This window comes from Pseudomonas libanensis, from assembly GCF_001439685.1.
GTDB classification, from domain to species: Bacteria; Pseudomonadota; Gammaproteobacteria; order Pseudomonadales; family Pseudomonadaceae; genus Aquipseudomonas; species Aquipseudomonas libanensis.
In genome coordinates, this window is sequence record NZ_JYLH01000001.1 from 514209 (window position 1) to 534009 (window position 19801).

A 19801-nucleotide genomic window follows, 5' to 3' on the forward strand; every position below is an offset into this window, starting at 1 on the left:
AAGACCCCCGCAGGGGCCGGAATGACTGGCCTGGAGCCATCGTTATGGTTTTCTGCATATGTCAGCGGCTACATACGCCCCCGTCCAGGTCAAGCAAAAAACTTTCCAGACCCGCCTGAAAGCCTTGTACACAGCGGCTTCGAGCAGTTTGCACTTGCCCCCAAAGACTGTGGGCGCAGTTGTGGATAACCTGCGCGCATATGGCTGCAAGCCACGGTTTATAAGGCTCTGCTCGAAGTGGTCAAAAAATGATCATTCATGCGGGAAGGTGTGTGCATAGCAGTTGCCGCAAAGGCGGTGTAAGGGCATTCTGCTGGCTGCTTTTTTCCCCGATGCCCGCAAGGAGAACACCATGTCCGACACGCTATTTATCACTGGCGCCACTTCAGGTTTCGGCGAAGCCTGTGCTCGTCGTTTTGCCGAAGCCGGCTGGAAGCTGGTGCTCACCGGTCGCCGTGCCGAGCGCTTGAATGCACTGGTTGAAGAGCTTTCCAAGCAGACCGAAGTGCATGGCCTGGTGGTGGATGTGCGTGACCGCAAGGGCATGGAAGACGCCATTGCCAACCTGCCGCCATCGTTCGCCAAGCTGCGTGGGCTGATCAACAACGCCGGCCTGGCCGTGGGCACCGACCCTGCGCCCAAGTGCAACCTCGACGATTGGGAAACCATGGTCGACACCAATATCAAAGGCCTGCTGACCACCACCAATCTGTTGCTGCCGCGCCTGATCGCCCATGGACGTGGCGCCGGGATCATCAACCTGGGTTCCATCGCCGGTAACTACCCGTACCCGGGCAGCCATGTGTATGGCGGCTCCAAGGCGTTCGTGAAGCAGTTCTCGCTGAACCTGCGTTGCGATCTGCAAGGCACTGGCGTGCGCGTGACCAATATCGAGCCGGGCCTGTGTGAGAGCGAGTTCTCGTTGGTGCGATTTGGCGGCGACCAGGCGCGGTACGACGCCACCTACGCAGGTGCCGAGCCGATCCAGCCGCAGGATATTGCCGATACGATTTTCTGGGTGATGAACACGCCGGCGCACGTGAATATCAACCGCTTGGAGCTGATGCCGGTGAGCCAGACTTGGGCTGGGTTCGCGATTGAGCGTGGGGCCAAAGGCTAAGACCGCATCGCTGCCATCGCAGGCAAGCCAGCTCCCACATTCGACCGCATTCCCATGTTGGAATACGGTCGAGTGTGGGAGCTGGCTTGCCTGCGATGGCGGCAAAACGGCCAAAATGCGGCATAAGGTACACTCTGCGCCTGAAAACCCCACCGCACCCAGCGGTTCAAAGGTTTTGACAGGAGGCAATGTGAGTAACCGAGGTGAGCAGGCACTGCTCAAACAATCGACGATCCTGATGTTCGCTGTGGCGATCGCCGGGATTGTCACGGGTGTGATATCCGGTGCCCAATCCATTCTGTTCGACGGCTTTTTCTCGCTGATCGCCACCGCCATCAAGGTGCTGATGCTGATCACGGCCAAGCTGATCGCCAAGAAAAGCAACGAGCGCTTCCAGTTCGGCTATTGGCACCTGGAGCCGATGGTGCTGTTGATCGAAGGCAGTTTTCTGCTGTTGATCGCCATCTACGCGTTCCTCAACGGCGTCTTCGGCATTATCAATGGCGGGCGCGAGATCGAGTTGGGGTTGGTGATCGTTTATGCGGCGGTGTTTACCGTCGTGGAGTTCGCCTACTTCTTCTATGTGCGCTACCGCAACCGCAAGCTCAAATCATCGCTGATCCAGTTCGACAACATCAGTTGGCTGGTGGACGCGATGCTGTCGGTGGGCTTGCTGATCAGCTTCCTTGCCGCGCTGTTGCTCAAATCCCAGGGCTATGGCGAGTGGGCGGTGTATGTCGACCCCTTGATCCTGATCCTGCTGGCCCTGAGCATGCTGGCGCCGGCGTTCAAGATCCTGCGCCCGGCGTTGCGCGAAGTGTTGGGCATCGCGCCGGATCACTTGGACGACAAGGTCCGCGAAGTGATGGATGCGGCGCAGGCCAAGCATGGTTTCGACGATTATGTGTCCTACGTGCAGAAGCACGGGCGGGCGCGGTTTATCGAGATTCATGTGGTGCTGCCGGCGGATTACCCGGTGGATAACGTCGCCACCCTTGATGGGCTGCGTGAGGAGATATCCACAGGGCTGGGGGCGGCGGATGCGGCGCGGTGGTTGACGATCAGTTTTACCGGAGATCGCAAGTGGATTGCCTAAAGGCTGTTAGACCGAGGTGAGGCTATCGCAGGCAAGCCAGCTCCCACATTTAAATGTGCGAACGCTATCCACTGTGGGAGCTGGCTTGCCTGCGATGGCGCCCTGCAGGTCAGCCCATATGCTGGACCAAGCCCTGATAGCAAGTCGCCAAATGATAAGGCGTAGTCGAAGGCATATCCCGCCGGCTCACCTTACCCTCGGCATCCAGGCATTCATGCCAACCCTTGGCATGCAAAAAGCGCTGTTGCAACGCCTGCAACTGGCGCTGCAGCACCGCCTCACTGCCTGGTCGTAACGTCAGCGCCCGCAGGTACTCCGCCTGAGCCCAGATACGTTGGGTGCCATCGCGCACCGTGCCATTCAGCGCAAGCATGCCACTGACCGCACCGCTCAGCTTATCCACACCCATTTCTTCGGCATAGGCAAACGCCCGTGTCAGTGATGCATGCAGCGGCGTGCCGCGCAGCACCTCTGACGATTCCAGCAAAAAGAACCATTCGAACTGGTGCCCTGGCTCAAACCAGTTATCCACAGCCCCCAGCGGTTTTTCCATCATCACGCCATGCTCGCGGTCGATGAAGCGTTGCTGCATGGCCGTCGCCAACGCCAGCAGGGCCGCCTGTACTTCGGCATCCTCACGCACCGCGAGCGTCGCAAGGAAACCTTCGGCCAGGTGCATCAATGGGTTCTGCAATGGCCCTGAGCCCAGCGAGGCCCAGTTGCGCTCCAGCACGGCCTCATACAAGCCATCGCCCGTGGCAAAGCGCTGGGCGACGACTTCCAGGGCGGCATTGAGCACCGATTCCACCAGCGGTTCGCGCACCTTGGCCCAGTAATGGGCGCAGGCAAAGATGATGAAAGCGTGGGTGTAGAGGTCTTTGCGTTTGTCCAGCGGTTGGCCGGCGGGGTCGATGCTGTAGAACCAGCCGCCGTGCTCGGGATCATGGAAGTGCCGCTGCAGGGAACGGAACAGCGCCGCCGCACGTTCTTCGGCAAAGGCCGCGCCGGGCTCACCGATGAGGCTGGCGAACAGGTACAACTGCCGGGCGCAGGCCATAGCGCGGTAGCGTTGCGGGGGCAGCGGCTGGTGATCGGCGTCCAGCGCCTCGAAGGGCAGTGCCAGGTCGGCATTCCAGCCTGGGCCTTGCCAGAGGGGCACGATCAGGTCGTGGAAGTGCGTGAGCACGGTGTTCAAGGAAGGCGGGGAAGCGATGGGCATTGGCTGGCGTCGTCACGGCAGGGGTGTAGGCGCGCATGGTAGCAGGCTTGGGTACGGCGGTGTTTATGCTGCCGCTTTCGCGAGCAAGCCCGCTCCCACAGTTGGAACGCATTCCCCACTGTGGGAGCGGGCTTGCTCGCGAAGAGGCCTCAGCAGCGCCGCAAATCAGCCCGCCAACAACCACACCCCAGTCGCTGCCGAAGCCGCCCCGGCCACTCGCACCAGCGGCGCTGCGGCAGCTGGCAAAAAGCGCACGACTGCATAACCCGCGGCATGCAACACCGCAGTCGCCCCCACAAACCCAATGGCATACGCCCAAGGGCTGGTCATGTCCGGCAGTTCAAGGCCATGGGCCACGCCGTGAAACAACGCAAACAATGCCGTGGCGCCCACCGCCATGAACAGCGGCGGCCGCACCGCCAGTGCCACGGCCAGGCCCAGGGCGAGCACCGAAGCGGCAATCCCGCTCTCCAGCGCCGGCAATTGCAGCCCTTCAAAACCCAGCACGCCGCCAATCAACATGGTGCCAACGAAGGCACAAGGCAGCGCCCAGCGTGCATTGCCTTTTTGCTGCGCCGCCCATAGACCGACCGCCACCATGGCCAGCAAGTGATCGAGGCCACCCAGCGGGTGGCTGATGCCGGCCACCAGGCCATTGTCGCCGTGGCCCGGATGGGCAAAGGCCAGGGCAGGGACGAGCAGCAGCGTGGCCGCGGCGAGGAATTTGTTGAGGCTCATGAACAGGTTCCTTATAGGTTGATCAGGCAGCGGTCAGCAGGCCCTGGCGTTCGATAAAGGCGACGATCTCTTGCAGGCCGACCCCGGTTTTCTGGTTGCTGAACACAAAGGGCTTGCCGTTGCGCATACGCTGGGTGTCGCTGTTCATCAGTTCCAGCGAGGCGCCCACCAGCGGGGCCAGGTCGATCTTGTTGATCACCAGCAGGTCGGATTTGCAAATTCCGGGCCCGCCCTTGCGTGGTAGCTTGTCGCCGGCGGACACATCGATCACATAGATGGTCAGGTCCGACAGTTCCGGACTGAAAGTGGCCGACAGGTTGTCACCGCCGGACTCCACCAGGATCAGGTCAAGGCCCGGGAAGCGACGGTTGAGCTGGTCCACGGCTTCCAGGTTGATCGAGGCATCTTCGCGAATCGCGGTGTGCGGGCAACCGCCGGTTTCCACGCCGATGATGCGCTCGGGCGCCAGCGCCTGGTTGCGCACCAGGAAGTCGGCGTCTTCGCGGGTGTAGATATCGTTGGTGACCACCGCCAGGTTGTAGCGATCGCGCAGGGCCAGGCACAGGGCCAGGGTCAGGGCGGTCTTGCCGGAGCCCACCGGGCCGCCGATGCCGACGCGCAGGGGTTGAGTGTTCATATCTGATTCTCCAAAACAACTAGGAACGGAACAGGCGGCTGTATTGGCGCTCGTGGGCCATGCACGCCAGGGACAGGCCAAAGGCGGCGCTGCCGAAATACATGGGGTCAATGCGCTCGGCGTTTTGCTGGGCTTGTTGCAGCAGCGGCAACAATTCGCTGGTCAGGCGTTGTGCGGCTTGCTGGCCGAGGGGCAGGGTTTTCATCAACACCGCCAACTGATTTTCCAGCCAGCTCCACAGCCAGGCGGCGAGGGCGTCCTCTGGGCTGATACGCCAGGCGCGGGCGGCCAGGGCCCAGCCGAGGGCCAGGTGCGGTTCGCCGCGTTGTGCAACGAACTCACGGGCGGCGCTGTCCAGTTCCGGCAAGCCAGTGAGCAGTTGTTGCAGGGAGTAGCCCATCTGTCGGCTCTCCTGATACAGCTCGCGGGTCTCGCGGCTGGCACGGTGTTCTTCACACAGCTGTGCCAGCTGCGGCCAATCCTGCTCGGCGGCGGCGCGACAATGGGCGAGCAGCAGCGGTGCCTCGAAGCGCGCCAGGTTGAGCAGCAACTGATCACTGATCCAACGCCGAGCGCTTGCGGCATCCTGCACGCGACCATTGTCCACCGCCATTTCCAGGCCCTGGGAATAGCTGTAGCCGCCAATCGGCAATTGCGGACTGGCCAGGCGCAACAGCGCCCAGGCTGGGTTCATGCGCGCACGCCAAACTGATGCAGCTTGGGCGCGTAGTTGAAGTCTTCGTCGCCATGCCGCGAATGATGATGGCCGCCGCCGTAGGCCCCGTGTTCCGGCTGGAACGGCGCTTCGATGGTCTGCGCGTCGGCACCCAGCTGTTCAAGCATGGCCTTGAGCACGTAGTCATCGAGCAGACGCAGCCAGCCGTCGCCGACTTGCAGGGCCACATGGCGGTTACCCAGGTGGTAGGCAGCGCGGGTCAGTTCAAACGCATTGCGGCAAGTGACGTGCAACAGCTGTTCAGGTCTGGCGCGAACGCGTACGACACGTCCGTCTTCGGCTTGTAGGAATTCGCCATCGTGCAGCGGCGGCTGGCCACGCTCCAGAAACAGGCCGACATCTTCACCCTCGGCACTGAAACAGCGCAGGCGGCTTTTGCTGCGGGCTTCGAAGTTCAGCAGCAATTCGGCGGCCCAGAGGGCTTGCGGGGCGATTCGGCGGTGTATCACCAGCATCAGGAGGCTTCCAGCTATGAGCGATGGATGAGCTAGAGCAAGGGGCTTGCCAATCCGCAGGTTGAGTAGGAATTCCCTGTAGGCAGGCATGGGCATGCTGCCCAATAGGGCGTCAGGAAGTTCTCCTGGTGTATCGATTTGGTGCGTGACGGGATTTATAGCACCGGTGAGGGGCGTTTTACGTTTAAGTCGGTGCGGACTTTGATGAAGTTTCTTTCATCATGTTCTTGTTGGTGTTTTTTCGGATTTGTCCTACGAGCTACCAGGATTTGGAGTTCATGGCATTACTCGCGGCTTATTTAGGCTGTGCGCCGTGTTTAATTCCACCGCGACGTTCATCATGTTTAGATCACTTTTATGCGTATGCCTTGTCAGCCTGACCTTTGTCATTTCATCGGCCTCGGCCAGTCTTCAACCACGCGCAACCCTCGGTACTTCCCTGCAGGCCATCCAGCCTGCGTCCATCGACGGCGTGATCGATCGCGCCCATGAGTTGTTGGGCACGCCTTATAAATGGGGCGGCACGTCGGCGGAGCAAGGCTTCGATTGCAGCAGCTTCCTGGTGTATCTGTTCAAGACCGAAGCCAATGTGCTGATACCCCGCACCACCGCGGCCATGCACCGGTCCTCGGCGGCGACCATCAAGCGCAATGCCTTGAAGCCTGGGGATGCAGTATTTTTCAAAGGCAACGGGCGCGGCCAGGTCAACCATGTCGGCCTGTATATAGGTGAAGGCAAATTCATCCATTCGCCGCGCACCGGCAAAAAGATCCGTATCGATTCACTGAGCAACAGCTATTGGAATAAAAACTACACCACGGCCAAGCGCTTCCACACGGCGGGCTGACCGGCTTATTCGGTGCTGCCCAGCCCCTGCCAATGCTTGAGGCCGATAAAGATAAAGCGCAGTTGCTGGGTGATTTTCGCCTGGGGCGTGAGGTGGGGCGGCAGGGCATGGGCCGGTGGGTCGATGATGTCGGGCAGGGTGGCGAACACACTTTTGACGATCAGGTCAGCCATTACATGCAAACCCTCTGCGTCCAGGTGCTGCAACTTGGGCATCAGCGTCAGGTCGGCCGCCAGGTCGCGGGTGATGTCTTCGCGCAGGGCCGCGATGGCTTGGCGTACCGCCAGGCAACCGCCGTACTGTTCACGGGCCAGGAACAGGAATTGTGACCGGTTGGCCGAGACCACATCGAGAAAGATCCGTACGGAGGCATCGATAATGCCACCCATCACGAACTCGTTATGGCGCACCAGGCGAATCGTGGCGCGGAAGGTCTGGCCGACTTCGCTGACCAATACCAACCCGAGTTGATCCATATCGGCGAAATGACGGTAGAAGCCGGTGGGCACGATACCGGCGGTCTTGGCCACTTCGCGCAGGCTCAGGCTGCCAAACCCACGGCCACACTCCATCAGATGGCGGGCTGCGTCCATCAAGGCGAGGCGGGTCTGTTGCTTCTGTTCGGCACGGGGCAGCATGAGCGGATGAGCTTTGTCGGCAAGTACAGCGACGCACTCTAGCAAAAGCGCTTTGCCGGCGTCGAACTTGGCAGGGGCGGGGGCGTGATGCGGTCTATATAAAAGCAAAAGCCCGATCGGCAGATCGGGCTTTTTTTTGGGCCACCACAGGCTTAGCTCTGTGCTTGATGCAGTTCTTGCAGACGGTCGGCACCGCCTTCAGCAACGCCTTCGGTGTAGGCGCGTTTGTTGGCTTGTTCAGCACCGCCTTCGACCAGACCTTTCTCTTGCAGGCGGTTGTAGCCATTTTCAGCCACGGCGCCTTTGGCGTAATCACGGTTTTCGTCTTCTTGCGAACCGCTGCGAGCCACGGTTTGGCTGGTCTGCACGGCTTGGGCTTTGTTCTGTGGGGTGGCCTGTTCAGCGGCTGGCAGGGCGAAAGCGCTGGAAGCCAGGACAGATAACAGAACGGTAGCGAGTAATTGGCGTTTCATGATGGTTGCTCCTAGGGAGGGCGATAAAGTGGGTACAGGGCTAATGTTACCCTTGATAAGTCGATATAAAAGTTCATAAACACAATGGTAATAATCAACAGAATTGATTGTTCTCGCCGGAGGCTCTAGATCGAGCCTCTCAAGCCCGCGGCTTTGCACCGATGTGGGTATTTTCGACACGAGCCTGGGTAACAATGGTGCGTCGTCGATGGAGAAAATTGTCTGGTTGATCAGGAAAATCGCTTTTTTCGGCTAAATCCGCCGTTGCGTTAAACCCCCAGGCACTTTGCCAGTCGTAGTCCTATAAGCTGTTTAAAAGGCTGTAGCCCAGCCAGTCGTATTCAGGAGCCCTGTGCAATGACGCGCACTCGTAAAATTGTCGCTTGGAGCTGCGCCAGCTTCGTTCTGTTAATGGCCGTCGTGGTACTGGTGTTGGTGTTCTTCGACTGGAATCGCATCAAGCCGCCCCTCAATGCCAAGGTCTCCGAAGAACTGCATCGTCCGTTCGCCATCAACGGTAACCTCGCGGTGGTGTGGCAGCGTGAGCCCGATGAAGGCGGCTGGCGCGCCTGGGTGCCGTGGCCCCATGTGATTGCCGAAGACTTGACCCTGGGCAACCCCGACTGGTCGAAACAACCGCAGATGGTCACGCTCAAGAAGGTCGAGCTGCGTATTTCGCCCCTGGCCTTGCTGGTGCAGCACGTAGTGATCCCACGTATCGACCTCACCGAACCGAGTGCCCAGTTGCAGCGCCTGGCCGACGGCCGTGCCAACTGGACCTTCAAGTTCGATCCAAAGGATCCCGACGCCGAACCCTCCAACTGGGTGGTGGACATTGGCGCCATCGGCTTCGACAAGGGCCATGTGACCCTCGACGATCAAACCCTCAAGACCCAGCTCGATGTGATCATCGACCCATTGGGCAAACCGATCCCGTTCGGCGAGATCGTTGGCGACGCCGACGCCAAGAAGGCCCTGGAAAAAGGCTCGGCGCCTCAGGACTACGCGTTCGGCCTCAAGGTCAAAGGCCAATACCACGGCCAGCAGCTCGCCGGCACCGGCAAGATCGGCGGCCTGCTGGCCTTGCAGGACGCGGCCAAGCCGTTCCCACTGCAAGCCCAGGTCAAAGTCGCCGACACCAGCATCGCCCTGGCCGGCACCCTGACCGACCCGTTGAACCTCGGCGCCCTGGACCTGCGCCTGAAACTCTCGGGCAGCAGCCTGGGCAACCTGTACCCGCTGACCGGCGTCACCCTGCCGGACTCGCCGGCCTATTCCACCGATGGCCACCTGATCGCCAAGCTGCATGAAGCCAGCGGCGCCTCATTCCGCTACGAAAAATTCAACGGCAAGATCGGCAACAGCGATATCCACGGCGACCTGGCCTATGTCGCCAGCCAGCCGCGGCCCAAGCTCAGCGGCGCGCTGGTGTCCAACCAGTTGCTCATGGATGACCTGGCACCCTTGATCGGCGCTGATTCCAATGCCAAGCAAAAGGCTCGAGGCGGGGAGAGCAAGCAACCGTCGACCAAGGTGTTGCCGGTGGAAGAGTTCCGCACCGAGCGCTGGAGTGCCATGGATGCCGACGTGGAGTTCACCGGCAAGCGCATCGTGCACAGTGCCGACCTGCCCTTCACCGACCTCTATACGCACCTGGTGCTCAACGACGGCCAACTGAGCCTGGAACCGCTGCGCTTCGGCGTGGCCGGTGGCAAGCTCGACGCGCAGATTCGCTTGAACGGCCGCACCACACCGATGGAAGGCCGCGCCAAGTTGACCGCGCGTAACTTCAAGCTCAAGCAGTTGTTCCCGACCTTTGAACCGATGAAAACCAGCTTTGGTGAACTCAACGGCGATGCCGATATTGCCGGGCGCGGCAATTCCGTGGCGGCGTTGCTGGCTACCTCCGACGGTGACCTGAAGATGCTGATCAACGACGGCGCCATCAGCCGAGGCCTGATGGAAATCGCCGGGCTCAATGTGGGCAACTACGTGGTGGGCCGCCTGTTCGGCGACAAGGAAGTGAAGATCAACTGCGCAGCGGCGGACTTCGGCATCAAGACGGGCTTGGCGACCACGCGGTTGTTTGTGTTCGATACCGAGAACGCCATCATCTACATCGATGGCACCGCAAACATGGCCACGGAGCAGTTGGACCTGACCATCACGCCAGAGTCCAAGGGCTTTCGCTTGTTTTCGCTGCGCTCGCCGCTGTACGTCAATGGGCCGTTTATCAAGCCCAATGCTGGCGTGAAAGCCATCCCCCTGGCCCTGCGCGGCGCCGGCATGGTGGCCCTGGGCGTTATTGCCGGGCCGGCCGCCGGATTGCTCGCGTTGGTCGCTCCAAGTGGCGGAGAGCCCAATGAGTGCGCACCGTTGCTGCAACAGATGAAGGAAGGCAGGGCGCCGAAAACGGTGAAGTAGCTGCCTGCACCTGAAACCAAATGTGGGAGGGGGCTTGCTCCCGATATAGGTGTTTCAGCCAGTCAATCTTCGGCTGACACTGCGCTATCGAGAGCAAGCCCCCTCCCACAGAGGGGCTGCTGTGTTGCTGATTACAAGTCTTGCAGAATATCCGCCATGTCATCGGCGTGTTCTTCTTCCTGGGCCAGGATGTCTTCGAAGATACGGCGGGTAGTTGGATCCTTATCACCGATGTACTGGATGATTTCACGGTAGCTATCCACCGCGATACGCTCGGCCACCAGATCCTCGTAGACCATCTCTTTGAGTGAGTTGCCTGCCACGTACTGGGCGTGGGAGTTCTTCGACAGCAGGTCGGGGTTGAACTCCGGTTCGCCGCCCAGTTGCACGATGCGCTCGGCTAGTTTGTCGGCGTGCTCGGCTTCCTGGGTGGCATGCTCGAGGAACTCATCGGCGGCGACACTGGCTTTCAGGCCGTTGGCCATGAAGTAGTGACGCTTGTAGCGCAACACGCAGACCAGCTCGGTGGCCAGCGCCTCGTTGAGCAGGCGGATGATTTCCTCACGGTCGGCGTCGTAGCCTTCGGTCACGGCACCGTTTTCGACGTTCTGGCGGGCGCGGCTGCGCAAGGTCGCAACGTCAGTCAAGTGGGCTTCAGTCATTTCAATCTCCTGGGGCTAATCCGGTTTTACGCCACGCTCTGCCGGCGTGATCGCTACAGGTTGTGAGTCCCGGGCCAGGCGAAAAGTTTTATCGGATTTAACAGGATGTGTCATGACGGGCTCTGACCGGCGTGGTCCATCGCTCCGAGAGGATCACCCCGCCCAAGGTCAGCAAGCCGCCCACCAGGTGATACAGCGCCAACTCTTCCTTCAGTACCACCGCTGCAATCAACGCGGTAATCAACGGCAGTAAATTGAAGAACAGCGTGGTACGGCTCGGCCCCAGGGTTTTCACCGAATGCATCCACGCCAGCGGCGCCAGCATCGAGGCCAGCAGGCAGGCATACAGCACCAGCGGTATGTTCGCCCAGCCCAAACCCGCCTTGGTCGAGAACAGGTACAGCGGAAACAGCACCACCACCGCTACCAGCACCTGCAAATACAGCAGTACCAGAGGTGGCAGGCGCAGTTGCCATTTCTTCAGCAGGGTGCTGTAGATCGCGTAGGCCAACGTGGCGATGAGCATCATGCCGTCGCCCAGGTTGACCCCGTGTTGCAGCAGCGCGGCCAGGCTGCCGGACGACACCACCACCACCACGCCGGCGAATGACAGCACTGCGCCGGTCAGCGCGCCATAGGTCAGGCGCTGGCCCAGGCTGATGATGGCGGCAGTCAGGGCCATCAGCGGCATCAGCGAAAGGATGATGCCCATATTGGTGGCGCTGGTCAGCGTGGCCGCGTAATAGGCCAGGCTTTGATACACCGCCATGCCCAGCACGCCGAGGATGAAGATCTTGCCCAGGTTCGGACGGATGAGCGCCCAGTTGGCAACGACCGGCTTGAGCATGAACGGGGTGAACAGCAGCGCGGCGAACAGCCAGCGGTAAAAGCCGATTTCAGCCGGGAAGATCGAGCCCACGGCGAGTTTGTTGATCACGGTGTTGCCGGCCCAGATAAGGATGGCCAGCAGCGGATACGCGTATTGCATCGAAATAATCCAGTGTGTTGACGAGGCGGGATTATCCCCTGTCTGGATCGAAGCCTATACTGCGAACCAGACAACCGACCTCTGAATCCAGACAACATGCCCAGACATACCGTACGCCTCGCGGATTTCGCCAGCCTGCCCAGCCCTGTGTACTTCCGCTACTCCGAGTTCGCCCCGGATACCGAGTGCACTCCGCACCGGCATGGCTGGGGCTCGCTGGACTATTCGGCCAATGGCGTGATGCGCATGGAGGTCGCCGGCAACCGCTTTATGTCGCCGCCGCAGTACGCGGTATGGATCCCACCGGATACCGAGCACAGCTCCTACAACGCCCAGGCGATCGTGTATCGCTCGGTGGGCCTGGCGCCGGCACTCTGTGAGCAACTGCCGCAAACCCCGTGCACCCTGGCGATCAGCGATATTCTCAAGGCCATCCTCAGTGATTTCGCCCAGCGTGACGTGAATATTCCGCAGGCCGACGCCGATATTCGCCTGGCCCAGGTGCTGGTGGACCAGCTCAAACAGGCGCCGATTCACGACGGCTTCCTTCCCTACGCTCGCCATCCTGGGCTGCTGGGAGTCCTGGAGGGCATGCAGGCTGAGCCCGGCGACAATCGTCCGCTGGTGCAATGGGCCGAACAGGTACATGTGAGCGAACGCACCCTGGCGCGCCAGTTTGTGCGTGAACTGGGCATGAGCTTTGGCGAATGGCGCCAGCGCCTGCGCTACCTGGCTGCCATCGAAGCCTTGGACAGCGAACGCAGCGTGCAACATGTGGCGTTTGATTTGGGCTACAGCACCGCTTCGGCGTTTATCGCCATGTTCCAGCGTCACGCCGGCTGCACGCCGGAGCAGTACCGGCGCTCGAATATACGTGGTCGCTGAAGTTGTAACAGGTTTTGACTACACTGGCAGGTAGGCCGTGCCCGTCGGCACGGTAACAGGGAGAAAACTCCATGAAGATGCTGCGTATTCCGTTGTTGATGATGGGCTTGCTGCTGTGTTCCCAAGGTTTTGCCGCTACCGCCCAGCAGAACAAAATGACCACCTGCAATGCCGAGGCCACGACCAAGACCCTTAAAGGCGATGACCGCAAGGCCTTCATGAAGACCTGCCTGTCGGCGCCTGCCGCCAACGATGCCAAGACCCTGACGCCGCAGCAGCAGAAGATGAAAGACTGCAATGCGTCGGCTAAAACCAAAGCGTTGACCGGCGATGCGCGTAAAACATTCATGAGCACCTGCCTCAAAGGTTAATCCCGATTTCGCAGGCGCTGCAGATCGAATGTGGGAGGGGGCTTGCTCCCGATAGCGCAGTGTCAGTCAATCGATTCATTGGCTGATCCACCGTAATCGGGGGCAAGCCCCCTCCCACACTTGATCGCATTCACAGTCGTCCCCCCTCGCTTGATGCCTGCAACGCTGGCAGACTGCCCATCCTTTAACGCCGTTTGTTTTGAGGCTGTATGCCAACGTTTTCTCAGCGTCATGTGTTGTTGCTGTCCAGCTACATCATCATTTTCGGCGGGTTGCTGCTGGTGCTGCCGCTCAAATTGCTGCCCAGCCTGCTGGCCGGCCTGTTGGTCTATGAACTGGTCAACATGCTCACCCCGCAACTGCAACGCCTGATCGAAGGCCGGCGTGCACGTTGGCTGGCGGTGGCCTTGCTGGGCACGCTGATCGTCAGCGTACTCACCTTGATCTTCGCCGGTGCCATCAGTTTCCTGCTCCACGAAGCGGAAAACCCCGGGGCCTCCCTCGACAAATTCATGGGCGTGGTCGACCGCGCACGCGGTCAACTGCCGCCGTTTATCGACGCCTACCTGCCCGCCAGCGCCGCCGAATTTCGCGTGGCCATCGGCGATTGGCTGAGCAAGCACCTGAGCGAACTGCAACTGGTTGGCAAAGACGCTGCGCACATGTTCGTCACCTTGCTGATCGGTATGGTGCTCGGCGCCATCATCGCGCTGCAGCGCGTGCCCGACCTGACCAAGCGCAAACCTTTGGCCGCGGCGTTGTTCGATCGCCTGCACCTGCTGGTCCAGGCGTTTCGCAACATCGTTTTCGCCCAGATCAAGATCGCCGCGCTTAACACCGCCTTCACTGCGATCTTCCTCGCGGTGGTGCTGCCGTTGTGCGGCATCCACTTGCCGTTGACCAAGACCCTGATCGTGCTGACCTTCCTGCTCGGCCTGTTGCCGGTGATCGGCAACCTGATGTCCAACACCCTGATCACCATCGTCGCGCTGTCGCTGTCGATCTGGGTGGCGGTGGCGGCGTTGGGGTATCTGATCGTGATCCACAAGGTCGAGTACTTCCTCAACGCACGCATCGTCGGCGGGCAGATCAGTGCCAAGTCCTGGGAGTTGTTGTTGGCGATGCTGGTGTTTGAAGCAGCGTTCGGTTTGCCGGGAGTGGTGGCGGGACCGATTTATTATGCCTATCTGAAGAGCGAGCTGAAGCTGGGTGGGATGGTTTAAAGACAGATTCGGGGGGTGAACTGGCCTCTTCGCGAGCAAGCCCGCTCCCACATTCGACTGCATTCCAAAGATGGAACGCGGTCAAGTGTGGGAGCGGGCTTGCTCGCGAAGGGCGCGCCGCGGTTTCAGCTGAAACTCAGCTGCCGTAACGCTTGCTCGCCTCAATCGCCAGACCGCTGCCGATACTGCCGAAGATATTGCCTTCCACATGCCGCGCATTCGGCAGCATTGCCGAGATGCTGTGGCGCAGTGCCGGGATGCCGCTGGAACCACCGGTAAAGAACACCGTATCCACCTGGGCCACATCCACCGAAGCATCGGTGAGCAACTGGGTCACGCTGTTGCGCACACGCTCGAGCAGGCCATCGATGGCGGACTCGAACAAGGTGCGACTCAGGTCCACGCTCAAGCCCGGCTCGACCCGATCCAACAGCACATGGCGGTTGTCTTCGTGGGTCAGCTGGATCTTGGTCTCTTCGACTTCCATCGCCAACCAGTGCCCGGCGCGCTGTTCGATCAGCTTGAACAGGCGGTCGATGCCGCCGGTGTCTTCGATGTCATAGCGCATGCTGCCCAGGGCCAGTTGGGATTTCTGCGAGTACACCGAGTTGATGGTGTGCCAGGTAGCCAGGTTCATGTGGTGGCTGGTGGGCATGTAGGCGCCGCTTTTCATGCGGCTGCCATAGCCGAACAGCGGCATCATGCCGGCCAGGGACAGTTGCTTGTCGAAGTCGGTGCCGCCGATGTGCACGCCACCCGTGGCGAGAATGTCGCTCTGGCGGTTGTCGTTGTGTCGGCGGTCCGGGGACAGGCGCACCAGGGAGAAGTCTGACGTACCGCCGCCGATGTCGACGATCAGCACCAGCTCTTCTTTCTCGATGGTGGACTCGTAGTCGAACGCCGCCGCAATCGGTTCGTACTGGAACGAGATGTCCTTGAAGCCGATCTTGCGCGCCACGTCCACCAGGGTGTTCTCGGCCTCCTGGTCGGCCATCGGGTCGTCATCGACGAAGAACACCGGGCGGCCCAGTACCACTTCCTCGAACTCACGGCCGGCAGTGGCCTCGGCACGGCTCTTGAGCTGGCCGATAAACAGCGCCAGCAGGTCGGTAAACGGCATGGCCGTGCCCAATACGCTGGTGTCGTGCTTGATCAGCTTGGAACCCAGCAGGCTCTTGAGCGAGCGCATCAGCCGGCCTTCGTAGTTTTCCAGGTACTCGTGCAGGGCCAGGCGGCCGTAAACCGGGCGACGCTCCTCGAAGTTGAAGAACACCACCGACGGCAAGGTGATCTTGTCGTCCTCCAGCGCGATAAGCGTCTCCTCGCCGGGGCGGATCCAGCCGACGGTGGAGTTGGACGTGCCGAAGTCGATACCGCAGGCACGGGCTGGGGATGGGTTTTTCATGTCTATCGGGTTCCGGTTGAAAAACGGCCGCGCAGTGTATGCCAGTCGCAGGCGCTTGCGTAGGCCGACTATCCGTTAAATCACGCTTGAAAGTACGGGATTTGCCCCCACATCTGGTGCATACGGCTGATGCCGATAACACTTTGACGTACCCCCCAGGCCGCCCTCAACAGGTGCAAACCAGCGCACATGGTGCCCCGGGCAGTGCGATCTCGATAAAGGATGGTGAACCGCCGATGGATTTCAAAGATTACTACAAGATTCTGGGTGTAGAGCCGACGGCCGATGATAAGGAAATCAAGGCGGCCTATCGCAAGCTCGCGCGCAAATATCACCCCGATGTCAGCAAGGAAAAAGACGCCGAAGCGAAATTCAAGGACGCGTCCGAAGCCTATGAGGCGCTTAAAAGTGCCGACAAGCGCGCCGAGTACGACGAGCTGCGTAAATACGGCCAGCATGGCCAACCGTTCCAGGGGCCACCGGGCTGGCAGAGCCGTGGTGGGTTCGGCGGTGGCGGCGCGGGTACCGAGGACTTTTCCGATTTCTTCAGCTCGATCTTCGGTGGTCGTGGCGACGCGTTCGGTGGGGGCCAGCGCCGTCCTGCGGGGCGCAAGGGCCAGGACGTGGAGATGCAACTGACGGTGCACCTCGAAGAGACGCTGTCCACCGAGTCCAAGCAGATCAACTTCCAGGTGCCGCAATACGACGCCTCGGGCCGTCACGTCAGCAACACCACCAAGAGCCTGAACGTGAAGATTCCCGCCGGCGTGGCCGACGGCGAGCGTATCCGCCTCAAGGGGCAGGGCGCACCGGGCATTGGTGGGGGCGCCAATGGCGACCTGTACCTGATCATCAAGTTTGCACCGCACCCCAAGTTTGAAGTGGACGGCGAAAACCTGATCATCAATTTGCCCCTGGCACCGTGGGAACTGGCGTTGGGCGCGGAAGTCGCAGTGCCGACGCTCACCGGCAAGATCAACCTCAAGGTGCCCGCCGGCAGCCAGAACGGCCAGCGCATGCGCGCCAAGGGCCACGGCTTGCTGAACAAGGCCGGGCAGCGCGGTTATCTGTTTGTGCAGCTCAAGGTGGTGATGCCCAAGCAAGCTGACGACGAGACCATTGCGCTGTGGCAGGAGCTGGCGAAAAAAGCCAACTTCAATCCACGCGAAAACTTCTAAGCCGACCCGTGTGGGGGCGGGCAAGTCCGCTCCCGCATTAGTCAAGTCAGCAGTCTTCAGAACAGAAAGTAACGCTGCGCCATAGGTAACACCTCAGCCGGCTCACACCACAGCAATACCCCATCGGCCTTGACCTGATACGTCTGCGGATCCACCTCGATATCCGGCAGATAATCGTTGTGAATCAAGTCGGTTTTCTGCACACCGCGACAGCCCTTGACCACCGCAATTTGCTTCTTCAAGCCCAGGGCCTCGGGCAAGCCGGCCTCCTCGGCGGCCTGGCTGATAAAGGTCAGGCTGGTGGCGTGTAACGCGCTGCCGAAGCTGGCGAACATCGGGCGGTAATGCACTGGCTGCGGCGTGGGGATCGAGGCATTGGCGTCGCCCATGAGGCTGGAGGCAATCGCGCCGCCCTTGAGGATCAACGTCGGCTTGATACCGAAGAACGCCGGGCGCCACAGTACCAGGTCGGCCCACTTGCCCACTTCGATGGAACCGACGATATGGCTGATGCCGTGGGTGATTGCCGGGTTGATGGTGTATTTGGCGATGTAGCGCTTGGCGCGGAAATTGTCGTTGCCGAGGCCATCGCCGGGCAGGGCGCCGCGCTGTTTTTTCATCTTGTCGGCGGTCTGCCAGGTGCGCGTGATCACTTCACCGACGCGGCCCATGGCCTGGCTGTCGGAGCTGATCATCGAGAACGCGCCGAGGTCGTGCAGGATGTCTTCGGCGGCGATGGTCTCGCGGCGGATGCGGCTTTCGGCGAAGGCCACGTCTTCGGCAATGCTCGGGTCCAGATGATGGCAGACCATCAGCATGTCCAAGTGTTCGTCGATGGTGTTGCGGGTGAAAGGTCGGGTCGGGTTGGTGGAGCTGGGCAGCACGTTCGGGTAACCGCAAGCCTTGATGATGTCCGGCGCGTGACCGCCACCGGCGCCTTCGGTGTGATAGGTGTGGATGGTGCGGCCCTTGAGGGCGGCGAGGGTGGTTTCGACAAAACCGGATTCGTTGAGGGTGTCGCTGTGGATCGCCACCTGCACATCGTATTGGTCGGCCACGCTCAGGCAGTTATCAATGCTTGCCGGAGTCGTGCCCCAGTCTTCATGCAGCTTCAAACCAATGGCGCCGGCCTTGACCTGCTCGATCAGCGGCTCGGGCAGACTGGCGTTGCCCTTGCCGGTGAAACCGATGTTCATCGGGAACGCATCGCTGGCCTGCAGCATGCGCGCCAGATGCCATGGGCCTGAGGTGCAGGTGGTGGCGTTGGTGCCGGTGGCCGGGCCGGTGCCGCCGCCGATCATGGTGGTGACGCCGCTGGTCAGCGCTTCTTCGATCTGCTGCGGGCAGATGAAATGCACATGGGAGTCGATGCCGCCGGCAGTGAGGATCATGCCTTCGCCGGCTATCACCTCGGTGCTGGCGCCGATGGCCATGGTCACGCCGGGCTGGATATCCGGGTTGCCGGCCTTGCCGATCGCGTGGATGCGGCCGTTCTTGAGGCCAACGTCAGCCTTGACAATGCCCCAGTGGTCGATGATCAGCGCGTTGGTGATCAGGGTGTCCACCACTTCATGGGCGAGCAACTGGCTCTGGCCCTGGCCGTCGCGGATCACCTTGCCGCCGCCGAACTTGACTTCTTCGCCGTAGACGGTGAAGTCCTGTTCCACTTCGACGAACAGGTCGGTGTCGGCCAGGCGGACCTTGTCACCGACGGTGGGGCCGTACATGTCGGCGTAGGCTTGGCGGCTGATTTTCATGTGTGTGCCCTGAAGATGTGTGTTGAAGGTGAAATCGCTATCGCAGGCAAGCCAGCTCCCACAAGGGAATACATTCCAACTGTGGGAGCTGGCTTGCCTGCGATGAGGCCTTAAAGGTCGCCCATGACCCGCCCTGCAAACCCGAATACCCGCCTTGCCCCACTCAACTCCACTAACTCCACCTCCCGACGCTGCCCCGGCTCAAACCGCACCGCCGTGCCCGCCGGAATATTCAGACGCATGCCACGGCTTGCGGCACGGTCAAACTCCAGCGCGTCATTGGTCTCGAAAAAATGGTAATGCGAACCCACCTGAATCGGTCGGTCACCGCTGTTGGCTACGTCGAGGGTAAGGGTACGGCGGCCGACATTCAGTTCGATGTCGCCCGGCTGGATCTGGTATTCGCCAGGAATCATGCAGGCTGCCCCAGGGTCTTGAAATAGATGGCGGTCGGGCTGTAGCGCCCGTCCGGGCTTTGGCAGTAGTCGGGCAGCTCACCGACCTTGGTGTAGCGCAGCGACTGGTAGAAGGCTTCGGCGCCGGAGCCGGCCTCGGTGTCCAGGTACAGCAGGCCGCGCTTGTGCTGGCGTGCGGCGAGCTCCAGGGTGTTCATCAATTGCTGGCCCAGGCCGTGGCGGCGGGCGCTGCTGTGCACCAGCAGCTTTTGCACTTCGGCGCGGTTGAGTCCATTGGCTTTCTGGCACAGCGCCAACTGCACGCTGGCGATCACCTGCTCGTCACGTACCACCACCCACAGCAGCAGGCTGGCGTCTTCGATGCTGGCTTGCACGCCGCTCAAATAAGCGCGGGCCTGGGCTTCGTCGAAGTCGTCCATAAAACCCACCGAAGCCCCATGCTGCACCGCGTCCAGCAACAGCCCGATCAAACCCAGGCGGTAATGGGCGAAGCTTTCAGCATTGACTCGACGCAATTGTGCAGCGTTCATCGA

General features: G+C 60.8%; 21 protein-coding genes. 8 read left to right on the top strand and 13 right to left on the bottom strand.

All coding sequences use genetic code 11. The features are described 5' to 3' along the window. Positions 1-352 precede the first annotated feature (352 nt). Positions 353-1120 (top strand): SDR family oxidoreductase, encoded by a 768-nt coding sequence (locus TU73_RS02190; RefSeq protein ID WP_057010759.1) that lies wholly within the window; start codon positions 353-355, stop codon positions 1118-1120. 190 nt (positions 1121-1310) lie between these two features. Next, entirely contained in the window at positions 1311-2216 is a 906-nt protein-coding gene (locus tag TU73_RS02195) for a cation diffusion facilitator family transporter (RefSeq protein WP_057010760.1), read from the top strand. Positions 2217-2325: 109 nt separating this feature from the next. On the opposite strand, the gene TU73_RS02200 is transcribed toward TU73_RS02195, so the two are convergent. From TU73_RS02200 to ureE, 5 genes are all read right to left on the bottom strand, one after another. Next, on the bottom strand, positions 2326-3435 hold the full coding sequence (locus tag TU73_RS02200) for an AGE family epimerase/isomerase (protein ID WP_057010761.1): 1110 nt from the start codon (positions 3433-3435) through the stop codon (positions 2326-2328). Positions 3436-3600: 165 nt separating this feature from the next. Next, positions 3601-4173: a HupE/UreJ family protein gene (locus TU73_RS02205; protein WP_057010762.1), complete on the bottom strand. Its 573-nt coding sequence runs from the start codon at positions 4171-4173 to the stop codon at positions 3601-3603. 22 nt (positions 4174-4195) lie between these two features. Beyond that, positions 4196-4810 (bottom strand): urease accessory protein UreG, encoded by a 615-nt coding sequence (gene ureG / locus TU73_RS02210; protein WP_057010763.1) that lies wholly within the window; start codon positions 4808-4810, stop codon positions 4196-4198. Positions 4811-4829: 19 nt separating this feature from the next. Continuing rightward, positions 4830-5504 (bottom strand): urease accessory protein UreF, encoded by a 675-nt coding sequence (locus TU73_RS02215; protein ID WP_057010764.1) that lies wholly within the window; start codon positions 5502-5504, stop codon positions 4830-4832. Continuing rightward, positions 5501-6001 carry an urease accessory protein UreE gene (ureE, locus tag TU73_RS02220; RefSeq protein WP_046070673.1) on the bottom strand — a complete coding sequence of 167 codons (501 nt, stop codon included), beginning with the start codon at positions 5999-6001 and terminating at the stop codon, positions 5501-5503. Before ureE ends, TU73_RS02215 begins: the two co-directional genes overlap by 4 nt. Positions 6002-6341: 340 nt before the next feature. Between ureE and TU73_RS02225 the strand changes: the two genes are divergently transcribed. Beyond that, entirely contained in the window at positions 6342-6848 is a 507-nt protein-coding gene (locus TU73_RS02225; protein WP_057010866.1) for a C40 family peptidase, read from the top strand. Between the two features lie 5 nt (positions 6849-6853). Here TU73_RS02225 and TU73_RS02230 read toward each other — a convergent pair whose 3' ends face one another. Together TU73_RS02230 and TU73_RS02235 are read right to left on the bottom strand one after the other, a co-directional pair. Next, positions 6854-7486: a TetR family transcriptional regulator gene (locus tag TU73_RS02230; protein WP_057010765.1), complete on the bottom strand. Its 633-nt coding sequence runs from the start codon at positions 7484-7486 to the stop codon at positions 6854-6856. 152 nt (positions 7487-7638) lie between these two features. Beyond that, positions 7639-7959, bottom strand: a complete 321-nt coding sequence (locus TU73_RS02235; RefSeq protein WP_003188116.1) for a hypothetical protein — start codon at positions 7957-7959, stop codon at positions 7639-7641. A gap of 357 nt (positions 7960-8316) precedes the next feature. On the opposite strand from TU73_RS02235, the gene TU73_RS02240 reads away from it, so the two are divergent. Further along, positions 8317-10383: an AsmA family protein gene (locus TU73_RS02240; RefSeq protein ID WP_057010766.1), complete on the top strand. Its 2067-nt coding sequence runs from the start codon at positions 8317-8319 to the stop codon at positions 10381-10383. Positions 10384-10514: 131 nt separating this feature from the next. Here TU73_RS02240 and TU73_RS02245 read toward each other — a convergent pair whose 3' ends face one another. Then, positions 10515-11045 (bottom strand): ferritin-like domain-containing protein, encoded by a 531-nt coding sequence (locus tag TU73_RS02245; RefSeq protein WP_057010767.1) that lies wholly within the window; start codon positions 11043-11045, stop codon positions 10515-10517. A gap of 97 nt (positions 11046-11142) precedes the next feature. Then, a complete protein-coding gene (locus TU73_RS02250) occupies positions 11143-12033 on the bottom strand; it encodes a DMT family transporter (protein ID WP_057010768.1) in 891 nt (296 codons plus the stop codon). A gap of 96 nt (positions 12034-12129) precedes the next feature. Between TU73_RS02250 and TU73_RS02255 the strand changes: the two genes are divergently transcribed. From TU73_RS02255 to TU73_RS02265, 3 genes are all read left to right on the top strand, one after another. Further along, on the top strand, positions 12130-12918 hold the full coding sequence (locus TU73_RS02255) for an AraC family transcriptional regulator (RefSeq protein ID WP_057010769.1): 789 nt from the start codon (positions 12130-12132) through the stop codon (positions 12916-12918). 71 nt (positions 12919-12989) lie between these two features. Beyond that, on the top strand, positions 12990-13289 hold the full coding sequence (locus TU73_RS02260) for a PsiF family protein (RefSeq protein ID WP_005784310.1): 300 nt from the start codon (positions 12990-12992) through the stop codon (positions 13287-13289). A 209-nt stretch (positions 13290-13498) separates the two neighbouring features. Continuing rightward, positions 13499-14512 carry an AI-2E family transporter gene (locus tag TU73_RS02265; protein WP_046070680.1) on the top strand — a complete coding sequence of 338 codons (1014 nt, stop codon included), beginning with the start codon at positions 13499-13501 and terminating at the stop codon, positions 14510-14512. A 136-nt stretch (positions 14513-14648) separates the two neighbouring features. On the opposite strand, the gene TU73_RS02270 is transcribed toward TU73_RS02265, so the two are convergent. Beyond that, entirely contained in the window at positions 14649-15917 is a 1269-nt protein-coding gene (locus tag TU73_RS02270) for an Hsp70 family protein (RefSeq protein ID WP_057010770.1), read from the bottom strand. Between the two features lie 236 nt (positions 15918-16153). Here TU73_RS02270 and TU73_RS02275 point away from each other — a divergent pair, with 236 nt between their 5' ends. Continuing rightward, positions 16154-17095 (top strand): DnaJ C-terminal domain-containing protein, encoded by a 942-nt coding sequence (locus TU73_RS02275; protein WP_057010771.1) that lies wholly within the window; start codon positions 16154-16156, stop codon positions 17093-17095. A 56-nt stretch (positions 17096-17151) separates the two neighbouring features. Here the strand turns inward: TU73_RS02275 and ureC are convergent, their stop codons facing one another. The 3 genes from ureC to TU73_RS02290 all read right to left on the bottom strand — a co-directional run bounded on the left by ureC (position 17152) and on the right by TU73_RS02290 (position 19798). Further along, positions 17152-18852: an urease subunit alpha gene (ureC, locus tag TU73_RS02280; protein ID WP_057010772.1), complete on the bottom strand. Its 1701-nt coding sequence runs from the start codon at positions 18850-18852 to the stop codon at positions 17152-17154. A 110-nt stretch (positions 18853-18962) separates the two neighbouring features. Then, positions 18963-19268 carry an urease subunit beta gene (locus TU73_RS02285; protein WP_057010773.1) on the bottom strand — a complete coding sequence of 102 codons (306 nt, stop codon included), beginning with the start codon at positions 19266-19268 and terminating at the stop codon, positions 18963-18965. Beyond that, a complete protein-coding gene (locus TU73_RS02290) occupies positions 19265-19798 on the bottom strand; it encodes a GNAT family N-acetyltransferase (RefSeq protein WP_057010774.1) in 534 nt (177 codons plus the stop codon). The genes TU73_RS02285 and TU73_RS02290 overlap by 4 nt, the downstream gene beginning before the upstream one ends. Positions 19799-19801 lie beyond the last annotated feature (3 nt).